Annotated in this window: 19 protein-coding genes; 6 read left to right on the top strand and 13 right to left on the bottom strand. The window is 70.4% G+C overall.

Annotated features, from left to right (window positions below; translation table 11 throughout):
- The 7 genes from PU630_RS06530 to coaE are packed head-to-tail and all read right to left on the bottom strand — an operon-like array spanning window position 1 to window position 6,716.
- The gene (locus PU630_RS06530) at window positions 1-513 is read right to left on the bottom strand and encodes a hypothetical protein (protein WP_275279535.1); all 513 of its coding nucleotides are present in this window, start codon (window positions 511-513) and stop codon (window positions 1-3) included.
- Window positions 510-1,784, bottom strand: a complete 1,275-nt coding sequence (locus PU630_RS06525) for a DUF58 domain-containing protein (RefSeq protein WP_275279534.1) — start codon at window positions 1,782-1,784, stop codon at window positions 510-512. Before PU630_RS06525 ends, PU630_RS06530 begins: the two co-directional genes overlap by 4 nt.
- Window positions 1,784-2,764, bottom strand: a complete 981-nt coding sequence (locus tag PU630_RS06520; protein ID WP_275280040.1) for an AAA family ATPase — start codon at window positions 2,762-2,764, stop codon at window positions 1,784-1,786. The genes PU630_RS06525 and PU630_RS06520 overlap by 1 nt, the downstream gene beginning before the upstream one ends.
- A gap of 20 nt (window positions 2,765-2,784) precedes the next feature.
- Window positions 2,785-3,270, bottom strand: a complete 486-nt coding sequence (locus PU630_RS06515; RefSeq protein WP_275279533.1) for a hypothetical protein — start codon at window positions 3,268-3,270, stop codon at window positions 2,785-2,787.
- Window positions 3,267-3,989, bottom strand: coding sequence for a DUF4129 domain-containing protein (locus PU630_RS06510; protein WP_275279532.1), 723 nt, complete (start codon window positions 3,987-3,989; stop codon window positions 3,267-3,269). The genes PU630_RS06515 and PU630_RS06510 overlap by 4 nt, the downstream gene beginning before the upstream one ends.
- A 31-nt stretch (window positions 3,990-4,020) precedes the next feature.
- Window positions 4,021-6,102, bottom strand: coding sequence for an excinuclease ABC subunit UvrB (uvrB, locus tag PU630_RS06505; RefSeq protein ID WP_275279531.1), 2,082 nt, complete (start codon window positions 6,100-6,102; stop codon window positions 4,021-4,023).
- Window positions 6,102-6,716: a dephospho-CoA kinase gene (gene coaE, locus PU630_RS06500; protein ID WP_275279530.1), complete on the bottom strand. Its 615-nt coding sequence runs from the start codon at window positions 6,714-6,716 to the stop codon at window positions 6,102-6,104. Before coaE ends, uvrB begins: the two co-directional genes overlap by 1 nt.
- Window positions 6,717-6,781: 65 nt before the next feature.
- On the opposite strand from coaE, the gene PU630_RS06495 reads away from it, so the two are divergent.
- Window positions 6,782-7,504 (top strand): response regulator transcription factor, encoded by a 723-nt coding sequence (locus tag PU630_RS06495; protein ID WP_275279529.1) that lies wholly within the window; start codon window positions 6,782-6,784, stop codon window positions 7,502-7,504.
- On the opposite strand, the gene PU630_RS06490 is transcribed toward PU630_RS06495, so the two are convergent.
- From PU630_RS06490 to rpsA, 3 genes are all read right to left on the bottom strand, one after another.
- Complete coding sequence (locus PU630_RS06490; protein WP_275279528.1) at window positions 7,445-8,647, bottom strand: hypothetical protein; 1,203 nt, start codon at window positions 8,645-8,647, stop codon at window positions 7,445-7,447. The genes PU630_RS06495 and PU630_RS06490 overlap by 60 nt on opposite strands.
- Window positions 8,637-9,950, bottom strand: a complete 1,314-nt coding sequence (locus tag PU630_RS06485; protein ID WP_275279527.1) for a sensor histidine kinase — start codon at window positions 9,948-9,950, stop codon at window positions 8,637-8,639. The genes PU630_RS06490 and PU630_RS06485 overlap by 11 nt, the downstream gene beginning before the upstream one ends.
- 95 nt (window positions 9,951-10,045) lie before the next feature.
- Window positions 10,046-11,497 carry a 30S ribosomal protein S1 gene (gene rpsA / locus PU630_RS06480; RefSeq protein ID WP_275279526.1) on the bottom strand — a complete coding sequence of 484 codons (1,452 nt, stop codon included), beginning with the start codon at window positions 11,495-11,497 and terminating at the stop codon, window positions 10,046-10,048.
- 204 nt (window positions 11,498-11,701) lie between these two features.
- Here rpsA and PU630_RS06475 point away from each other — a divergent pair, with 204 nt between their 5' ends.
- Window positions 11,702-12,199, top strand: coding sequence for an STM3941 family protein (locus tag PU630_RS06475; RefSeq protein WP_275279525.1), 498 nt, complete (start codon window positions 11,702-11,704; stop codon window positions 12,197-12,199).
- Between the two features lie 6 nt (window positions 12,200-12,205).
- Here PU630_RS06475 and PU630_RS06470 read toward each other — a convergent pair whose 3' ends face one another.
- Window positions 12,206-13,243 (bottom strand): FUSC family protein, encoded by a 1,038-nt coding sequence (locus PU630_RS06470; RefSeq protein WP_275279524.1) that lies wholly within the window; start codon window positions 13,241-13,243, stop codon window positions 12,206-12,208.
- A gap of 63 nt (window positions 13,244-13,306) precedes the next feature.
- Between PU630_RS06470 and PU630_RS06465 the strand changes: the two genes are divergently transcribed.
- A complete protein-coding gene (locus PU630_RS06465) occupies window positions 13,307-13,789 on the top strand; it encodes a MarR family winged helix-turn-helix transcriptional regulator (RefSeq protein WP_275279523.1) in 483 nt (160 codons plus the stop codon).
- Here PU630_RS06465 and PU630_RS06460 read toward each other — a convergent pair whose 3' ends face one another.
- The gene (locus PU630_RS06460) at window positions 13,790-14,152 is read right to left on the bottom strand and encodes a TraR/DksA family transcriptional regulator (RefSeq protein WP_275279522.1); all 363 of its coding nucleotides are present in this window, start codon (window positions 14,150-14,152) and stop codon (window positions 13,790-13,792) included.
- A 54-nt stretch (window positions 14,153-14,206) separates the two neighbouring features.
- On the opposite strand from PU630_RS06460, the gene PU630_RS06455 reads away from it, so the two are divergent.
- Window positions 14,207-15,253 (top strand): FUSC family protein, encoded by a 1,047-nt coding sequence (locus tag PU630_RS06455; RefSeq protein WP_275279521.1) that lies wholly within the window; start codon window positions 14,207-14,209, stop codon window positions 15,251-15,253.
- Window positions 15,254-15,257: 4 nt separating this feature from the next.
- Window positions 15,258-16,169: a 5'-3' exonuclease gene (locus PU630_RS06450; protein ID WP_275279520.1), complete on the top strand. Its 912-nt coding sequence runs from the start codon at window positions 15,258-15,260 to the stop codon at window positions 16,167-16,169.
- A 7-nt stretch (window positions 16,170-16,176) separates the two neighbouring features.
- Here the strand turns inward: PU630_RS06450 and trpD are convergent, their stop codons facing one another.
- A complete protein-coding gene (gene trpD, locus PU630_RS06445) occupies window positions 16,177-17,238 on the bottom strand; it encodes an anthranilate phosphoribosyltransferase (RefSeq protein WP_275279519.1) in 1,062 nt (353 codons plus the stop codon).
- Between the two features lie 221 nt (window positions 17,239-17,459).
- On the opposite strand from trpD, the gene ctaE reads away from it, so the two are divergent.
- A complete protein-coding gene (gene ctaE / locus PU630_RS06440) occupies window positions 17,460-18,098 on the top strand; it encodes an aa3-type cytochrome oxidase subunit III (protein ID WP_275279518.1) in 639 nt (212 codons plus the stop codon).
- The last annotated feature ends 10 nt before the right edge of the window (window positions 18,099-18,108 follow it).

Genomic DNA, 18,108 nt, shown 5'->3' with positions numbered 1-18,108 from the left:
TCAGCGACGCGCGGCCAGCACGCGCACGAGAACGACCATCAGCACGATGGCCGCGGCCGTCACGACCACCACCGCGCCGGCCGGGAGCACGCCCGACAGCGGCAGACTGCGCGCGAGCAGCGCGAGCACGAGCAGAACCTGCGCGGGCACCTGCAGCATCAGCCAGCGCCGCGCCGGCGCGGCGAGGGCACGCAGCTGCAGGCGGCCCTTCCACGGCAGCGCGAGCTGCAGGCCGCCGATCACATGCAGCAGATGCGCGACGAGCAGGAACACGCTTGCACCGGCATCGGGCGCCTGCCCCAGCTCTGCGAGCGCGAGCACCGCGATGGCCGCCCAGGTCGTGAATGTCGCGGGCACCGCTGCCCCCACCGTCGCCAGGCAGACGACGATGATCGCGTACGGAACCGGGACGAGGAAGAAGGATGCTGCGGCCACGACGACGCCCGCAGCCCGCAGGCTCCACAGAGGCACGGTGCGCCCGACGGAGATGCGCACATCTTGATCACGGGTCATCCACGCCTCCGTTGCCGCGTCATCGCGCGCAGCGCCGCGGCGCGGGCGCCGGGCTCGGCATCCCACACCAGCACGTCCGCACCCATCGCCCGCACATCGGCCAGCCGATCCGCGCGCGAGCCGAGGACGATCCGGGCGGCGGCCAGCTCCTCCCGGCGCAGCCGCTCGGTGCGCAGCTGTGGCAGCACGTCGACCGTGACCACGCGGTGACCGCCCGCACGCCAGAGCCCGGCCAGCCGCACCGGCTCGTCGTCGAGGAACGTCGACAACAGCACGACGAGGGCGTTCGCCGGGACGAGCGGCGTGCGACTGCGCACCATGCGCTGTTGGGCCGTCACCACCGCTATCGCGGAGCGGAGCCGCTCGCGGTGCCGCGCGCCCGATCCGCGCGGGACGGCGCTCGACAGACGCGAGAGCACCTGGAACGACACCTGGTCGGCCCGGTCGAGGTACGCGGTGGCCAGACTCCACGCCGCCTCGCGCGCGACGTCCATGGACGTCGGTAGGCCCAGGCCGGGATCGCCCCGCACCCAGTCGCCGAGCACACCGGCCAGATCGTCGCCGTCGTCGAGCACCACGGCGACGTCGATGTCGCTCGTGGCCAGAGTCCGCCGCACGTATAGGTCACCAGGGCGCCGTCCGAGCCGGGCTGTGGCCTTCCAGTCGATGCGCTGCAGCCGGTCGCCGGGCGCGAACGGGTGGATGTCGCGGAACTCGCCGCCGTCGCCGGGCCGGGGCGCGTCATGCGCGCCGGTCAGCCCCGACGGCACGCGCGGCAGTGGCAGGTCGCGCAGTGCACGCGCGTGTGGATCGATGCGTGCGCGCACGGTCTGCCCGGGCCCGAGACTCATCGTCCACGCGCCGTCACGGCCGACGGCCAGGGCGTCGACCGCCAGCAGATCCTGATCGCCCGAGTGCACGGTACGCACCTGCACCGGCACCTCGGCCGTGGGGCCGGCCACCGCGGTGTGACGCGTGCGGCGTCCCGGTGCCGTCGTCGTCACGACGAGGACCTCGGCGTCGGGCACGCTCAGCGCGATGCGGGTCGGAATCTCGAGGGTCTTGCCGTCGCCGCCGGCACGTGCCTGGTCGCGGTCGATGCGCATCTGGGCGCCCGCACCGCGGCGGCTCGACATCGCCGTGGCCGCCGCCACGAGCAGAAGAGCGCCCGCCACCGCCAGGTCGACGCGGCCGAAGCCGAGCGCTGCCGCCAGCAGGACGACGCCCGTGCCGATGCCGGCCGCACTCGCCGGCGACGCGATGCCGCGCATCAGGACGCGTGAGCCGCGCGGGCCACCGAGGGCGGTCCGGGAACGGCTGCGACCACCGCTTCGACGACACGCGCGGGATCGGTGCCGTTGGCCCATGCCGCCGGCGTCAGGGTCAGCCGGTGCGCGAGGACGGGCACCGCGACCCGCTTGACGTCATCGGGCGTGATGTAGTCACGGCCGTCGATGACGGCCACGGCTCGGGCGACCAGCATGAGCGCCTGTGAGCCGCGGGGCGAAGCGCCCACCTCGACGGAGAGGTCGCTGCGGGTCGCTGCGGCCAGGTCCACGCAGTAGCGGATCACATCGGGATCGACATGGACCGCCTCGACCCCCGCCTGCATCCCCCGCAGCTCGTCGGCATCCACGACCTGCGCGACGGTGGCGACCTCGGTGCGACGAGTGACGCGGTTCTGCAGGATCTGCTCTTCGCCGGCACGATCGGGGTACCCGACACTGAGCCGGACGAGGAAGCGGTCGAGCTGCGCCTCCGGCAGGGCGTAGGTGCCCTCATATTCGATGGGGTTCGCCGTCGCGATCAGGTGGAACGGCCGCGGCAGCGCGAAGCTGTCGCCCTCGACCGTGACCTGGCCCTCGGCCATGGCCTCCAGCAACGCCGACTGCGTCTTGGGCGCCGTGCGGTTGAGCTCGTCCGCCAGGAGCAGCCCGGTGAACACCGGGCCGGGGCGGAACTGGAAAGTGCCAGAGTCGGGCGCGTACACGTACGAGCCGGTGATGTCACTGGGCAGCAGGTCGGGCGTGCACTGCAGCCGGCGGAAAGCGAGCCCCGACGCCTGGGCGAGCGCGCGTGCCGCGAGGGTCTTGCCGAGCCCCGGCACGTCTTCGAAGAGCACGTGGCCGCCGGCGAGGATCGCGGCCAGCGCCAGCCGCAGGGGCTCTTCCTGCCCGATGACCACGGTGCCGACGGCATCGAGGATGCGCCGCGCGGTCTGACCCGCACGCTCGGGCGTGTACGGTGTGATCTCTTCGTCGGTGGGGGATGTCACGGGTGCTGCTCTCCTGTCGTCTCGAAGGCTTCGAGCACGTCCAGGCAGTGCTCGACATCGGTCATCCGGGTGGTGTTCGCGCCGGCGAGGACCGACCAGGCGCGGTCGCCGACCGCCCGGCGGATGGCGGGAGCGGCGGCCGCGTCGTCGAGATCCCAGCCGTTGCGTGCGAGCCGGCGACGCGCGAACGCGCGAACGCGCTTGATGCCGGCGTCCCCGATCTCTCCGTGGCGTGGCCGGAGCGCCCACGCGGTCTGGACGAGCTCGGACCGCGTTCCCGGACGCTGCTCGGCGCGGACGACGGGGTAGAGAGCGGGTTCCGATCCGTTGTGCGCGGTCCATGCGACCACGCCGGCGATCACGAGCGCACCCGCCGCGACCGCGAACGGCCAGGTGAGTCCGAAGAACCACAGGGCACCGCCGACCGCTCCGGCGGCCACGAGGGTGGCCAGTGCCGGGCGGATCAGCTCGCGGGGCGTCATCGGCTCGCCTCCGGAACCTCGTGCCAGGAAGACTGCAGCCGCAGGAGGCTGTCGCGCGCGGCGGCGACGGTTGCCGCATCGGCCGTGCGCCCGCCGAAGCGCACGTCCTGGTACAGCCGGAGCAGGGACTGCGCGGCAGCGGTGTCGGTGTCGAACCGCTGCACGATGCGGGCGGTGTACTCCGCGGGCGTCTCGGCTGGGTTGCGCCCGGCGCCGGCGTCGGCCGCGGCCTCCTCCAGCCCCAGCCACGCCTCGATCACGGCGTCCGACGGCGCACGACGCTCGTCGAGGATCTGCAGCGCCCGGGCGATGCCCCGTCGCATCACCGGCGCGGGCACGGAGCCGTCGGAGGCCGATGCGACTCCCCCGCCGACCTCGCCGAGCACCTCGCGACGACGCAGCAGACGCCGTCGCTCACGGATGCGTCGGACGATGACCACGACGATCACCGCGACGACGGCTGCCACGGCGACGGCGAACAGCACCTCGAGGATGATCCCGACGATGCGTTCCAGCAGCGGATCGGCTGCCACCGTCTGCGGAAGGCGGCTGCCCGGCGATGCGCCCGGAAGCTGGAGGGGCGTAGGCGTCACCGCCGGCGGGCTCCAGCGTGGTCCTTCGACCTGCACGGGCCCCGCGGTCAGCACCCCGAGGACGATGAGCACACCCACGCCGACGACCGATCCGATCAGAAGACCGCGGGCGTTCAGGGTGGTCACAGGTTCACGCTATCGGATGCCGCACACGCGCTCAGGCGTGGCCGGCCTTCTCCATCGCCCGCAGCTGCTTCTTCAGATCCTGCACTTCGTCGCGCAGTCGTGCCGCGAGCTCGAACTTGAGCTCCTGCGCCGCGGAGAGCATCTGACCGGTCAGGTCGGCGATGGTGTCTTCGAGCTGTTGCGCCCCCTCGGCGGCGAGCCCCTCCCGCCGCAGCTGCGGTGTCGGGCTCTTGCCCTTGCCGCTCTTGGGCTTGGCGGCATCCCGCTTCGACATCATCGCCGCGGTGTCGGCGCCTTCACGGGCCAGCACCTCGGTGATGTCGGCGATCCGCTTGCGCAGCGGCTGCGGGTCGATGCCGTGCTCGGTGTTGTACGCGACCTGGATCTCACGGCGCCGCTCGGTCTCGTCGATCGCGGTGCGCATCGAGTCGGTCATGTTGTCGGCGTACATGTGCACCTGCCCCGACACGTTGCGCGCCGCGCGCCCGATCGTCTGGATCAGCGAGGTGCCGCTGCGCAGGAACCCCTCTTTGTCGGCGTCGAGGATCGCCACGAGCGACACCTCGGGAAGGTCGAGGCCCTCGCGCAGCAGGTTGATGCCCACGAGCACGTCGTAGACGCCCGCGCGCAGCTCGGTGAGAAGCTCGACGCGCCGCAGCGTGTCGACGTCGGAGTGCAGATACCGCACCCGCACGCCGTGCTCGCCGAGGAAGTCGGTGAGCTCCTCGGCCATCTTCTTCGTCAGCGTCGTCACCAGGACCCGCTCATCACGCTGCGTGCGCTGCCGGATCTCTTCGAGCAGGTCGTCGATCTGCCCCTTGGACGGCTTCACGACGATCTCGGGGTCGACCAGGCCCGTCGGGCGGATGATCTGCTCGACGATGCCGTCGGCCACGCCCATCTCGTACCGGCCGGGGGTCGCCGACAGGTAGACGGTCTGCCCGATGCGCTCTTTGAACTCGTCCCAGCGGAGCGGTCGGTTGTCCATCGCGGAGGGCAGCCGGAAGCCGTGCTCGACGAGAGTGCGCTTGCGCGAGGCATCCCCCTCGTACATCGCCCCCACCTGCGGGACGGTCACATGCGACTCGTCGATGACCAGGAGGAAGTCGTCGGGGAAGAAGTCCAGAAGGGTGTGCGGCGGCTCGCCGGGCGAGCGCCCGTCGAGGTGCCGCGAGTAATTCTCGATGCCCGAGCAGAACCCGAGCTGCTGCAGCATCTCGAGGTCGAACGTCGTGCGCATGCGCAGCCGCTGGGCCTCGAGCAGCTTGCCCTGACGCTCGAACTCGGCCAGACGCTCGGCGAGCTCTTGCTCGATCGTGCCGATCGCGCGGTGGATGACATCGGTGCCGGCGACGTAGTGCGAGGCCGGGAAGATCGGCACGGAGTCGAGGGTGCGGATCACCTCGCCGGTCAGCGGATGCAGCATGTAGAGTGCCTCGATCTCGTCGCCGAACAGCTCGATGCGGATCGCGTACTCCTCGTACACGGGGATGATCTCGATCGTGTCGCCGCGCACCCGGAAGTTGCCGCGCGAGAAATCGACGTCGTTGCGGTTGTACTGCATGGCGATGAACTGCCGGATCAGCGCGTCGCGGTCGTAGCGCTCACCCACCTGCAGCGCCACCATGGCCCGCAGGTACTCTTCGGGCGCGCCCAGGCCGTAGATGCACGACACGGTCGAGACCACGACGACGTCGCGGCGACTGAGCAGCGAGTTCGTCGTCGAGTGCCGCAGCCGCTCGACCTCGGCGTTGATCGACGAGTCCTTCTCGATGAAGGTGTCGGTCTGCGGCACGTACGCCTCGGGCTGGTAGTAGTCGTAGTAGCTGACGAAGTACTCGACCGCGTTGTGCGGCATGAGGTCGCGGAACTCGTTGGCCAGCTGCGCGGCGAGGGTCTTGTTGTGCGCGAGCACGAGGGTCGGCCGCTGCACCTTCTCGATGAGCCAGGCCGTCGTCGCCGACTTACCCGTGCCGGTCGCACCGAGCAGCACGACGTCGGTCTCGCCCGCGTTGATGCGCGCGGCGAGCTGTTCGATCGCCTGAGGCTGATCGCCGCTGGGCACATATTCGCTGACGACCTCGAAGGGCCGCACGGAGCGAGTGGTCTGCATCACTCCAGGCTACGTCGGGGTTCCGACAGTCGCTCCCAGAGCGCGTCCGTCTGTGCGCCGGTGTGCGCGAGCGACCCGGCCGTGTCGATGACGACGTCGGCGAGCGCGAGCCGCTCGTCGTCGCCGGCCTGCGACGCTATGCGCGCGCGGGCGTCGTCCGGGGTCATGCCGCGCAGCTCGACCAGCCGCTGCTCGCGCACGGCTGCCGGCGCGTGGGCGACGACGACGAGGTCCCACGGATCGTCGGCGCGGGCCTCGGCCAGCAGCGGCACGTCGTACACGACGATCGCGGCGGGGTCGGCCGCGAAGGCCGCGGCGAAACGCCGCTTCGATTCCTCGCCGACGGCGGGATGCACGATGGCGTTCAGCCGCGCCACCCGGTCGGCGTGTCCGAAGACATGCCCGCCGAGGGCGGCGCGATCGAGCGATCCGTCCGGACGCAGCATCCCTTCGCCGAACGCGGACGCTATCTCGGCGAGCACCGGCGAGCCGGGGCTCTGCACCTCGCGCACGATGGCGTCGGCGTCGACGAGGACGGCGCCGTGCTCGGCGAGGCGACGGGCGACGGTGGACTTTCCGGAGGCGATCCCTCCGGTCAGCGCGATGAGGGGCATGCCTACGAGGATGCCACGGACACCGCGCCCCTCTCGGCGATATCCTGACTGCGGGGGAGGATCACGTGCCGGAGCTGCGCTGTGCCGTCGTCATCGAGGACGAGCACGACATCCGCCATCTGCTGGCGACCGTGCTCGCCCAGGCGGGGTTCCACGTGCGCACCGCCACCGACGGCGCCGCCGGCGTCGCCCTCGTACGCGAGCACGACCCTCTGGTGACCACGCTCGATCTGAACATGCCGGGGATGGACGGCTTCGAGGCCGCGCGCCGGATCCGGGCGGCGAGCTCCACCTATCTCGTCATCCTGACCGCCCGCACCGAAGAGGTCGATGCCCTCCAGGGACTCGAGGCGGGCGCCGACGACTACATCGCCAAGCCGTTCCGCCCCCGCGAACTGCGTGCGCGCATCGATGCCATGCTCCGTCGGCCGCGCGCGCATGTGCTGACGCCCTCGAACGGCGGCGAAGGGCAGTCGTGGCTCGAGCACAAGGGGCTGCGGCTGCACCGGCAGATGCATCTTGTCGAGGCCGACGGCACCCAGCTCGAGCTCACCCCGAGCGAGTTCGACCTGCTCGCGGAGCTGCTCTCCTCCCGCAGGCTCGTGCGCAGCAAGACCGAGCTCGCCCTCGCCCTGCGCGGGATCGCGCAGGGCTATGTCAGCGACAGCGATGCACGCGCGATCGAAGTGCACATGGCGAACCTGCGCCGCAAGCTCGGCGAGTCGCCGTCACGGCCGCGTTGGATCGAGACCGTCCGCGGCGTCGGCTATCGCCTCACCGCCGACTGACGCCGCACGCGCGCATGCGACCAGGGCCGCGGCATCCCACCCCTGATCGTCTGTGAGAGCCACGCCCACGCCCACCGTCGGCAGCACCGCGCCGGGAACCGTGCGCAGATCCTCGAACGCGCCCTGCGAGATGCGCTCGGCGGCCCGGCGCGCATCGGCTGCCGAGACGACCACCGTCGAGACCAGCAGAGCGGACGGTCCGTCCTCGCCGACCCGGGCCGCCGCCGGCACGTGGTGACGAACGCTCTGCCGCCACGCCCGTGCGACATCCGCAGCCGCCTCGGTGCCGAACGCGGTGGCGATCCGCTGCAGGTCGTCGACGCGCACCGCGAACACGGCCACGAGCTCGTTGTGCCAGCTCGCGCGGGTGAGTAGGCCCTGCAGCGCGATCCAGAACTGCTCGGCGACGAGCACTCCGCTGTCGGCGCCGGTCGCACGCGCCATCTCGGCGGCGGTCCGTCCTCGCGCACCGCTCAGGGAGCGCAGGCCACGCACGGGCACGCGGCCGGCACGGAGGACGGATGCCGTCACCAGCGCGACGATGGTGAGGATCACCGTGACGAAGCTCGCGGGGATCGTCGACAGCCACGTCTCGAAGAAGCCGCTGTCGGGACCGGCGACGGCGAAGACGACCAGGCGAAGCAGGCAGAAGGCGCTGTGCAGCATGAGCACGACCGCGAGCGCCCATGCGACACGAGTCGCCCGCAGCGCACCGCGCAGGCACTCGACGCAGCCGAGGACGCCGAAGACGGTCAGCAGCAAGTACATCGTGCGGGCGCCCGCCCAGTCCCCTCCATCGGGCCCCGCGACCAGCACGGCGCCCGCCGCCAGGACCGCGCCTGCGACCACTCCTGCTGCGGCCACCGCCATACGCCGTTCGTTGTAGCGACGGCATCCCAGCCACATCATCGAGATCGTCGACACGAATGCGGCGTTGCCGACGGCGACGGCCCACCACGCCGAGCGCTCCTGCGCCCAGACGAGAAAGGCCAGCAGTGCGAGCGGCCCCGCCAGAAACGCCCCGGCCCAGATCCGGCCGACGGCGTCGTCGCGGCGCACGACAGTGTCGGTGATGAAGACGGCGCCGCTGACGGAGACGGTCAGCGCCGTCATCACCAGGACCGAGGTGAGGTCAAGATCCATCGGTGGCCTCCTGAGGCGTCGATCCGAGTGCGGGCAGCCGCACGGTGAAGGTCGTCCCCTGACCGGGAACGCTGTCGACCACGATGTCACCGCCGTGCGCGCGGACGATGTCGCGGCTGATCGCCAGCCCCAGTCCGGTGCCGGCGACGTTGCCTTCCCGCGCGGCGCGGCCGCGGTAGAAGCGCTGGAACAGCTGCGGCACGTCCTCGGGACGAATACCGGGGCCCCCGTCGTGCACGAGGATCTCGATGTCGGCGTCGGCCGTGCGCGTGGTCAGCGTCAAGCTCCCGCCTTCCCTGTTGTAGATGATGGCGTTCGCGATGAGATTGTCCAGCACCTGCCGCAGGCGCGGGGCGTCGACGAAGGCGCTCAGCGGCCGCACGGCGTGGGTGTCGATCACGATGCGGCGCTCGGCCGCGCGCGGAGCGAGCGATTCGGAGGAGCGGAGGACGATGTCGGCCACATCGGCGTCGGCTCTCTGCAGTTCGAGCCGCGTGTGCGCGTCGTGCGTGCGCTGCGACGCGGCGAGGATGTCGCGGGTGATGCCCAGAAGCCGCTCGGCATTGCGCTCCGCCACCTGGACATCGCGTCGCGCCTGTGCCGGGACGTCGGGATTCTCGAGGACGAGATCGAGGTAGCCCATGATCGACGTCAGCGGGGTGCGCAGTTCGTGCGACACCGAGGCGACGAGCTCGTCACGCGCTTCCAGCGTCGTCAGGAGTTGCCGCTCCTGACGCTGCGTGCGCTCCAGCGCACGGCCGAGCACCCCGGCTTGGGCGTCGAGCAGCGTCCGCTGTGCAGCCGCGCGTCGCGCATTGACGAACGTCACGGCGCTGACGGCCAGGATCGTCAGCGGCAGCAGGAGCGTCGGAAACCCGATGATCTGAGTGGGGTCGTGGGCGAGGGCGACACCGAACAGCGCCATGCTGGTGCCCAGTCCCCCGACGATGCCGACGAGCCCGAAATCCGCGGCCAGCCACATCGCCGGGAACACCCACAGCAGTCCGATGCCGGTCGAGCCCTCCGCGAACCGCATCAGGCCGACGGCGAGGATGTCGCCCGCGGGGACGATCAGCAGCCAGGGCCGGGAGAGGCGATGCCAGGGCACCAGCAGTACCGCGCCGGTCAGCAGCAAGACGATCGCGGCACCGGCGAACAGCAGCGCGAGATCGCCGGCGAACCCCGGCGTGAACGCGAGGAAGGCGGCCACCAGCACGACCCCGGCCAGCATCAGCTGGTTCAGGAGCGCGGCGCGGTCGCGTGTGCGGTCGACCGTGGGCGACCCGGGCGCCGGCTCGTGCATACTGCGACCGTAGCGCGTGTCGCGGCCATCCTCCCGGAAGACGGCGGAAGGGCCGGAGCCCGAGGCCCCGACCCTTCCGTGCGTTGCAGACCGTATCAGCGGCCCGACAGCTTCTCCCGCAGAGCGGCGAGCGCCTCGTCGTCGGCGAGGGTGCCGACCGAGTTGGAGTCGCTGGAGAAGGACGACGACGGCTCGTTGCCGCCGAAGCCGGCGGCCTCGGCCTCGGCCGCCTTGGCGACCTGTGCCTTGTGGGCCTCCCAGCGCGCCTGTGCGGCAGCGTATTCCTGCTCCCACTTCTCGCGCTGCTCGTCGAAGCCTTCCTTCCACTGGTTGGTCTCCGGGTCGAACCCCTCGGGGAACTTGTACTCCCCGTTCTCGTCGTACTCGGTGGCCATGCCGTAGAGGGCCGGGTCGAACTCGGTGCCGAACGGGTCGACGGCGTCGTTCGCCTGCTTGAGCGACAGCGAGATGCGGCGGCGCTCCAGGTCGATGTCGATGACCTTGACGAAGACCTCTTCACCCACCGAGACGACCTGCTCGGCCAGCTCGACGTGCTTGCCCGACAGCTCGGAGATGTGCACGAGGCCCTCGATGCCGTCCGCGACGCGAACGAACGCACCGAACGGAACGAGCTTGGTGACCTTGCCCGGTGCGATCTGGCCGATCGCGTGGGTGCGGGCGAAGACCTGCCACGGGTCCTCCTGCGTCGCCTTCAGCGACAGGGAGACGCGCTCGCGGTCGAGGTCGACCTCGAGAACCTCGACGGTGACCTCCTGGCCCACCTCGACGACCTCGCTGGCGTGCTCGATGTGCTTCCAGCTGAGCTCGGAGACGTGCACCAGGCCGTCCACGCCGCCCAGGTCGACGAACGCACCGAAGTTGACGATCGACGAGACCGTGCCCTTGCGGATCTGGCCCTTGTGCAGGTTGTTGAGGAAGTTCGTGCGCGACTCGGACTGCGTCTGCTCGAGCAGGGCGCGGCGCGAGAGCACCACGTTGTTGCGGTTCTTGTCGAGCTCGAGGATCTTCGCCTCCAGCTCCTGGCCCAGGTACGGGGTCAGGTCGCGGACGCGGCGCAGCTCGATGAGCGACGCCGGCAGGAAGCCGCGCAGCCCGATGTCGACGATAAGACCACCCTTGACGACCTCGATGACCTGACCGGTCACGACGCCGTCGTTCTCCTTGATCTTCTCGACATCGCCCCAGGCGCGCTCGTACTGTGCGCGCTTCTTGGACAGGATGAGGCGGCCTTCCTTGTCCTCCTTCTGGAGGACCAGCGCCTCGACTTCATCGCCGACCTTGACGACCTCGTTGGGGTCGACGTCGTGCTTGATGGAAAGTTCGCGCGAGGGAATGACACCCTCGGTCTTGTACCCGACGTCGAGGAGCACCTCGTCGCGGTCGATCTTCACGACGGTGCCTTCGATGAGGTCTCCGTCGTTGAAGAACTTCAGGGTCTTTTCGACCGCGGCCATGAAGTCTTCAGCAGATCCGATGTCGTTGATCGCGACCTGCGTGATGGCCGGGGCGGTCGTTGCGGTAGTCATGTAGTGGGTTGTCCTTGTTGGTTTCAGAAGTCGGGCCCCGGCGCACGTGTTCTCCCGGAAGGAAGACATCGTGAATGCCGGAGCGAAGCGGATTGTGTTGCGGTTGTCGTCCCCGCGGCCGGAACGGCCACGCGACTGACACTCCAGGTTATCAGAACACCCCTGGTGCCCGCGATGTTCCCGGCATCCGTCTACCGTTGAGTCGTGGCCGATTCCCCCGATGTGCTCAAGATCGTCTCTCCGCGGCGCAGTCTCGTCTTCCTGCTGGTGGTCTGCGTGCTGTTCACCGCCATGGGCGTGGTCATCCTCGCGCTCGCACCGACCAAGACGCTGAACCTCATCGTCGGCGTCGCCGCGATCGGCTTCTTCGGCGTCGGCGGTGGCTACTCGCTGGTCCGGCAGTGGCGGCGCTCCACCGTGCTGGTCGCCGACGATGAGGGCATCCGCGTGACGGGCGCCGGCCGGATCCCGTGGGCCGACGTGGACCGCATCGGCGTCACCAGCGAGGGATTGGGCATTCGCCTGCGTCGCTACGACGCGTTCCTCGCGTCGACGCCGGCCCGAGGCGAGCACTCCGCGACGAGCCTGCGCGCCGCCCGGACCCGCAACTCCGGCTACGACCTTCTGTTCGCCGAGCGCCTCCTGGGCCGCACCGCCGGCGAGGCCGCACGCGACCTGCAGCGCCGCCGGCCGGGCGCATGAGCCGGCTCAGCCGAGCACGGTGCGCGGGGCGCGACTGCGTGCCCGCGCGGCACGGACGGTGAGCACCAGCATCCCGATCCCGATCCCCACCACCGTCGCCCAGAACCGGTCGAACAGCAGGGACGCCGTGTCACCGGGATGCGCGGCGCTGCTGATGAGCAGCGCGAGCGGCGTGATGAACAGCATCGCGAGCCCGTAGTTGCGCGGCACGAACAGCTCGGTGCCCAGCTGCAGGACGAGCGCGACGACGACGACGGCCCAGCCCGGCAGCGCCAGCATCAGCAGCGGCGCGGCCAGCGCGACGCCGGCCGCCGTCCCGATGACGCGGTGCGCGCCTTTGGCGACCCAGGGTCCACGCAGCGACACCGACGCGGGGACCACCGCCGAGAGCACCGCCCAATACACGTGGTCAAGGCCCAAGACCAGCGCGACCGCGCCGGCGAGGGTCGAAGCCACGACGACATCGACGACCATTCCGTCGCCGGCGGCGTCCTGCCAACGACCGCGCACGGCTCGGTCGGGGCGGTCGGCGTGCCCGCACCCGGTGAGCAGCGCCGCGGCGGCGCCGACCAGCACCGCCAAGGCGGAGGTCGCTATCGTCACGACAGCGATCAGCGCGGCACCGGCGAGCCCGAGCGCCGGCCCGCCGGCGAACGCCCCCGACGCGAAGATGAAGAACAGCGGCCCCGCCGGCTTCCACTGCACGATGTTGCCCAGCACGCTGGCCACGATGCCCACGAGGATGACCACGATGGTGCTCGACCACGGCTGCCACGGCAGGTGTGCGGCGGCGAGACCGATGACGACGGATGCCGCCAGCCCGGCGCCCATCAACGCTTGCAGGCGCGCCCGCGCGCCGGGCGTCAGCTCACGGCCGAAGACGGCGGCGAAAGCCCCGAACGCGGCGGCGCCCAGCAGATCGAGCCGGCCGGTGGCCAAGAGCACGAGCATCGGCACACCAATGCTGATCACACAGCGGACGGCGACACGCCACGCTCCCCCGTCGGGCCCGAAATGGAACAGCTGCGCACCGAACGCCCGCATAGATCTCCTGTCATTTTGTTTACTCGTGAACTATTCTACTTCACGCGTGAAAGGATTCTCGCCATGGACGATTCGATCGACCGCATCCGAACCGAGTGGGCCCGGATGCGACCCGGCCTGGACACCGCGCCGATCGCGGTCCTCGGCCGCGTCCTGCTGGCGGCGAAGACGGTGCAGGAGAGAGCCGATCAGAACCTCGCCGACGCCGGGGTGAGCCGCGCGGAGTTCGATCTGCTCAGTCAGCTGCGTCGCAGCCAGGCGCCGCTGCGCCCGGGCGATCTGACCCGCGGCATCGTCGGGTCGCCGGCCGCAACCACCAAGCGCCTGCATCGGCTCGCCGAGGCGGAGCTCGTGGTGCGCTCGGCCGACCCCGACGACGGGCGGGCATCCCGTGTGTCGCTGACCGACGCAGGGCGCGAGCTCATCGACCGCGTGCTGCCCGCTCAGCTGGCCGAGGAGGCGCAGCTGCTGGCGGGGTTGCCACCGGCCCGACAGCGCGAGCTCGCCGATCTGCTGCGCGAACTGCTGATCTCCTGGGGCCTGTGATCACACCCCGGCGCGCTCGGCGCACGCCACACACAGCGTCGCCATCGGCCTCACGCGCAACCGCCCGATCGGAATGGGCCTGCCGCAGCCCGCACAGATCCCGTAGGTGCCGGCATCCCACCGCGTCTGCGCGGCGGCGACCGCATCGCGCTCACGCATCTGCTCGGCGCGCAGGCCGGCGATGCGCGACCACTCCGCCGACAGCGTGACTCCCTCGGGGTCGTGCTCGTCATCGGCGGTGTCCTGACCGCGCGCGGTGGCCAGGGCATCCAGATCCTCATCGAGCGCGGCGGTGGTCTGAGCGATCTCCTCGGCCCGCGCCGTCAGCAGGGCACGGAACTCTTCGCGGTGCGCGTCGTCCATGATCACCTGAGCATAGGACCGGCGCAGACGCATCGGGGGCAATAACGTGGTGACATGCGCATGACCCTTCGCGCGAGCCGCCGGGCTCCCCTCCTGCAGGTGCTCAAATCGGCGGTCGCCACGATCATCGCGTGGCTGCTGTGCGCATGGCTCATTCCCGGGCAGCTGCCGGTGTTCGCCGCCATCGCCGCATTGCTTGTGGTCCAGCCGAGCCTGAACCAATCGTTCTCGAAGGCGGTCGAGCGCACGGTCGGCGTGATCATCGGCGTCGCCGTGGCCGGAGTCCTCGGGCTCGCGCTCGGCAACGGCACCTGGATCATCATCGCCGCCATCCTGCTCGCGCTTTTGCTCGCCTGGGCGCTGCGGATGACGTCCGGCACCGCGAACCAGGTCGCCATCAGCGCGATGCTCGTCCTGGCACTGGGCATCGGTACGCCCGGCTACGCGGTCGATCGCATCATCGAGACGATGATCGGCGCGGTCATCGGCTTCATCGTGAACGTGGCGATCGTTCCGCCGGTGGCGGTCGCGCCCGCCCACCGCAGTGTCGACCTGCTCGGCGTCGAGCTCGCGGACACTCTCGACCGCCTCGCCGATGCCCTGCAGCGCCCGCAGACGGCCGCGTCGTTGACAGAGCTCCTGGTCACCGCACGCCTGCTGCGGTCCATGCGCGAGCGCGCCGAGACCGCCATCAGCACCGCGACCGAGTCGCTGACCCTCAACCCTCGCGCGGCCCGGCACCGATCGGAGCTCACCGAGCTGCAGCGGCTGCTCGATCGCTTCTCGACGGTGATCACCCAGACCATCGGGATGACCCGCACCTTCTACGATCGCTACGACGCCGATCTCGAGACGGAACCCACCGTGACCGCCATCAGTGAGCAGCTGCACCGCGCCGCGCACGATGTGCGCCTGCTCGTGCAGCGCATGGAGGATGCGACCGATCTCGCGCCCGCTGAGGAGGACGCACCGGCCCTCACCCGCCCGCTGTCAGTGGCCGCGCCGCGCTCGGGCCACTGGGTGCTCGTCGGCTCGCTCCTGGTCGATCTGCATCGCATCCACGACACGCTGACGGAGGATGCCCCGCCCGTGTCACACTGACACGATGGTCGCTCCGCTCATGCTCCTCGACTCCGCATCGCTGTATTTCCGCGGATTCTACGGAGCCCCGGCATCCATCACCGCCCCCGACGGCACGCCGGTCAACGCCGTCCGCGGCTTCCTCGACATCATCGCCAAGCTCGTCGCGACCTATCGGCCGGGCCCCGTGGTCGCCTGCTGGGACGACGCATGGCGCCCGCGCTGGCGCGTCGGGCTGATCGCGTCGTACAAGGCGCATCGGGTCGCGCAGACGCTCTCCGACGGGACGTGGGCCGAAGACGTCCCGCCGGAGCTGATCGTGCAGGTGCCGATCATCCGAGAGGTGCTGGAAGCGCTCGGGATGCCGCCGGTCGGCGCCGCGGACCATGAAGCCGACGACGTCATCGGCACGCTCGCCGCCCGCGCCACCGGGCCCGTCGACGTGGTCACCGGCGACCGCGACCTGTTCCAGGTCATCGACGACGACCGCGGAGTGCGCGTGGTCTACACGGCCCGCGGGATGAGCCGGCTCGAGGTCGTCACCGACGAGGTCGTGCAGACCAAGTACGGCGTGCACGCCGGGCAGTACGTGGACTTCGCGGTGCTGCGCGGCGATCCCTCGGACGGGCTGCCCGGTGTCGCGGGCATCGGCGAGAAGACGGCGGCGGGCCTGCTGGCCGCGCACGGCGATCTCGCCGGCATCCGGGCGGCGGCCGACGCCGGCGAAGGTCTGACGCCGCGTGCACGCACGAACGTGCTGGCATCCGCCGCCTATCTCGATGTGGCCCCCACCGTCGTGCGAGTGACCACAGACGCGGACGTGCCGCCCGCTCCCGCACGCGCCCCGCGGCCCGACCTCGACGCCGCGCACGCCCTGGCCGAGCGCTGGGGACTGGGCGGGGCGATGCAGCGCGTGCTCGACGCCCTGGCAGGTTAGCCGCCGGTCAGCGCGCGAGCTCGCGGGTCGTGCGGATCCACTCGTCGAGCTTGGCCGCTGCCGCACCGCTGTCGACGACTTCCGCGCCGTCGCGGAGCGCCTCGGTGAGGCGCTCCAGGATCGGGCGCTGCACCTGCGTGGGGTCGCGGAACAGGCGATACGAGACGAGGCCGGCGGCCGCGTTCAGCAGCACGACGTCGCGGACCGGCCCCGCCTCGCCGCCGAGCGTGCGCCGCACGACCTCGGCGTTGTGGGCCGGGTCGCCGCCGATGAGGTCTTCGAGTCGCGCGAGCGGAAGACCGAGGTCAGGCGGGTAGATGTCGTGCTCGTGGATGTCGCCGAGACTGACCTCCCACACCCGGGTGTGGCCGGTCGTGGTCATCTCGTCGAGTCCGTCGTCGCCGCGGAAGACGAGCGCTGTGGCCCCGCGTGTGCGGAAGACGCCGGTGATCAGCGGCACACGGTCGAGTTGGGCGACGCCGACGGCGTTGGCTTCGGCACGGGCCGGGTTGCACAGCGGCCCGAGGAAGTTGAAGACGGTGGGGATGCCGAGCTCGGCGCGGGTTGCACCGGCGTGCCGGAAACCCGGATGGAACGCGGAGGCGAAGGCGAAGGTGATGCCGGTGCGCTCGAGCACCTCGGCCACGGTCTCGGGCGACAGGGTCAGATCCAGGCCGAGGGCCGCCAGCACGTCACTGGAGCCCGACGACGAGCTCGCCGCCTTGTTGCCGTGCTTGACGACGGGGATGCCGGATGCCGCGGCCACGATCGCCGACATGGTGGAGATGTTCACCGTGCCCACGCGGTCGCCGCCGGTGCCGACGATGTCGAGGACGTCGGCGCTCACCGGGAGGGGGAGCGCCGCCTCGAGGATGGCGTCGCGGAAGCCGACGACCTCGTCGACGGTCTCGCCCTTGCGCCGCAGCGCGACGAGGAAGCCCGCAAGCTGGGACGGCGTCGCTTCGCCCGCCATGACCGCGCGCATCGCCCACGTCGCCTCCGAGACGCTGAGGTCGCGTCCCTCCAGGAGTGCGGTGAGGATGCCGGACCACGACGTGAGTTCTGCCATGACTGAAGATCCTACTTGCCGGCACGAATCCGCCCCGTTTCCGTGACGGACACCCCCCCTTCAGAAGAACTGACGCATTCACCGGGGATTCTCAGCCCTGATCCAGCAGTTCCGTGGCTGATTCGCATCGATCGGGCGGCCACTTCTTAGGGTTGCCTAACCCCGTATGGCGGTCATTTCAGGCACGCCGATGCGAGAATCCCGCCGCAGAATCGGCCATAATGGTGTGCGTGACGACCCCAGCGACTTTCAATCAGGCTTTGCGCACAGTGAAGCGACCTGACCCGGTCGCCGTCGGCACGATCGTCTGGCTCGGCAGCGAGGTGATGTTCTTCGCGGGACTCTTCGCGATCTACTTCACGCTGCGCAGCACGTCCCCCGACCTGTGGGCGGAGATGACGCAGCACCTGAACGTGCCGTACGCCGCCGTGAACACGATCATCCTCGTGCTCTCGTCGGTGACGTGCCAGATGGGCGTGTTCGCGGCGGAGCGGTTCCAGCCCTATTCCGTGAAGAAGCGCGGGCCTCTGGGCTGGGGCATGGTCGAGTGGTTCTTCCTCACCTTCGCGATGGGCGCGATCTTCGTGTCCGGTCAGGTGTGGGAGTACGCCCAGCTCGTCGCCGAGGGCATGCCGATCCACGCGAACGCCTACGCGTCGGCGTTCTACCTCACCACCGGCTTCCACGCCCTGCACGTGACCGGCGGTCTCATCGCGTTCCTCCTGGTGATCGGACGCGCCTACGCCGTGAAGAACTTCGGGCGCAAGGAGATGACGACATCCATCGTCGTGTCGTACTACTGGCACTTCGTCGACGTCGTCTGGATCGCCCTGTTCCTCGTCATCTACTTCCTGAAATAAGAAGCGAAGG

Source organism: Microbacterium horticulturae (assembly GCF_029094505.1).
In the GTDB taxonomy this organism is placed as follows: domain Bacteria; phylum Actinomycetota; class Actinomycetes; order Actinomycetales; family Microbacteriaceae; genus Microbacterium; species Microbacterium horticulturae.
Note: the sequence above shows the minus strand (reverse complement) of the source record. Positions and strands in the feature narration are given on the sequence as shown.

What these genes read in the sequence shown, in the direction of transcription:
- PU630_RS06530 (WP_275279535.1), bottom strand. Translation starts at nt 513, where the DNA reads ATGACCCGTGATCAAGATGTGCGCATCTCCGTCGGGCGCACCGTGCCT.
- PU630_RS06525 (WP_275279534.1), bottom strand. Translation starts at nt 1,784, where the DNA reads ATGCGCGGCATCGCGTCGCCGGCGAGTGCGGCCGGCATCGGCACGGGC.
- PU630_RS06515 (WP_275279533.1), bottom strand. Translation starts at nt 3,270, where the DNA reads ATGACGCCCCGCGAGCTGATCCGCCCGGCACTGGCCACCCTCGTGGCC.
- uvrB (WP_275279531.1), bottom strand. Translation starts at nt 6,102, where the DNA reads ATGCAGACCACTCGCTCCGTGCGGCCCTTCGAGGTCGTCAGCGAATAT.
- coaE (WP_275279530.1), bottom strand. Translation starts at nt 6,716, where the DNA reads ATGCCCCTCATCGCGCTGACCGGAGGGATCGCCTCCGGAAAGTCCACC.
- PU630_RS06490 (WP_275279528.1), bottom strand. Translation starts at nt 8,647, where the DNA reads ATGGATCTTGACCTCACCTCGGTCCTGGTGATGACGGCGCTGACCGTC.
- PU630_RS06485 (WP_275279527.1), bottom strand. Translation starts at nt 9,950, where the DNA reads ATGCACGAGCCGGCGCCCGGGTCGCCCACGGTCGACCGCACACGCGAC.
- rpsA (WP_275279526.1), bottom strand. Translation starts at nt 11,497, where the DNA reads ATGACTACCGCAACGACCGCCCCGGCCATCACGCAGGTCGCGATCAAC.
- PU630_RS06470 (WP_275279524.1), bottom strand. Translation starts at nt 13,243, where the DNA reads ATGCGGGCGTTCGGTGCGCAGCTGTTCCATTTCGGGCCCGACGGGGGA.
- PU630_RS06465 (WP_275279523.1), top strand. Translation starts at nt 13,307, where the DNA reads ATGGACGATTCGATCGACCGCATCCGAACCGAGTGGGCCCGGATGCGA.
- PU630_RS06460 (WP_275279522.1), bottom strand. Translation starts at nt 14,152, where the DNA reads ATGGACGACGCGCACCGCGAAGAGTTCCGTGCCCTGCTGACGGCGCGG.
- PU630_RS06455 (WP_275279521.1), top strand. Translation starts at nt 14,207, where the DNA reads ATGCGCATGACCCTTCGCGCGAGCCGCCGGGCTCCCCTCCTGCAGGTG.
- PU630_RS06450 (WP_275279520.1), top strand. Translation starts at nt 15,258, where the DNA reads ATGGTCGCTCCGCTCATGCTCCTCGACTCCGCATCGCTGTATTTCCGC.
- trpD (WP_275279519.1), bottom strand. Translation starts at nt 17,238, where the DNA reads ATGGCAGAACTCACGTCGTGGTCCGGCATCCTCACCGCACTCCTGGAG.
- ctaE (WP_275279518.1), top strand. Translation starts at nt 17,460, where the DNA reads ATGGTGTGCGTGACGACCCCAGCGACTTTCAATCAGGCTTTGCGCACA.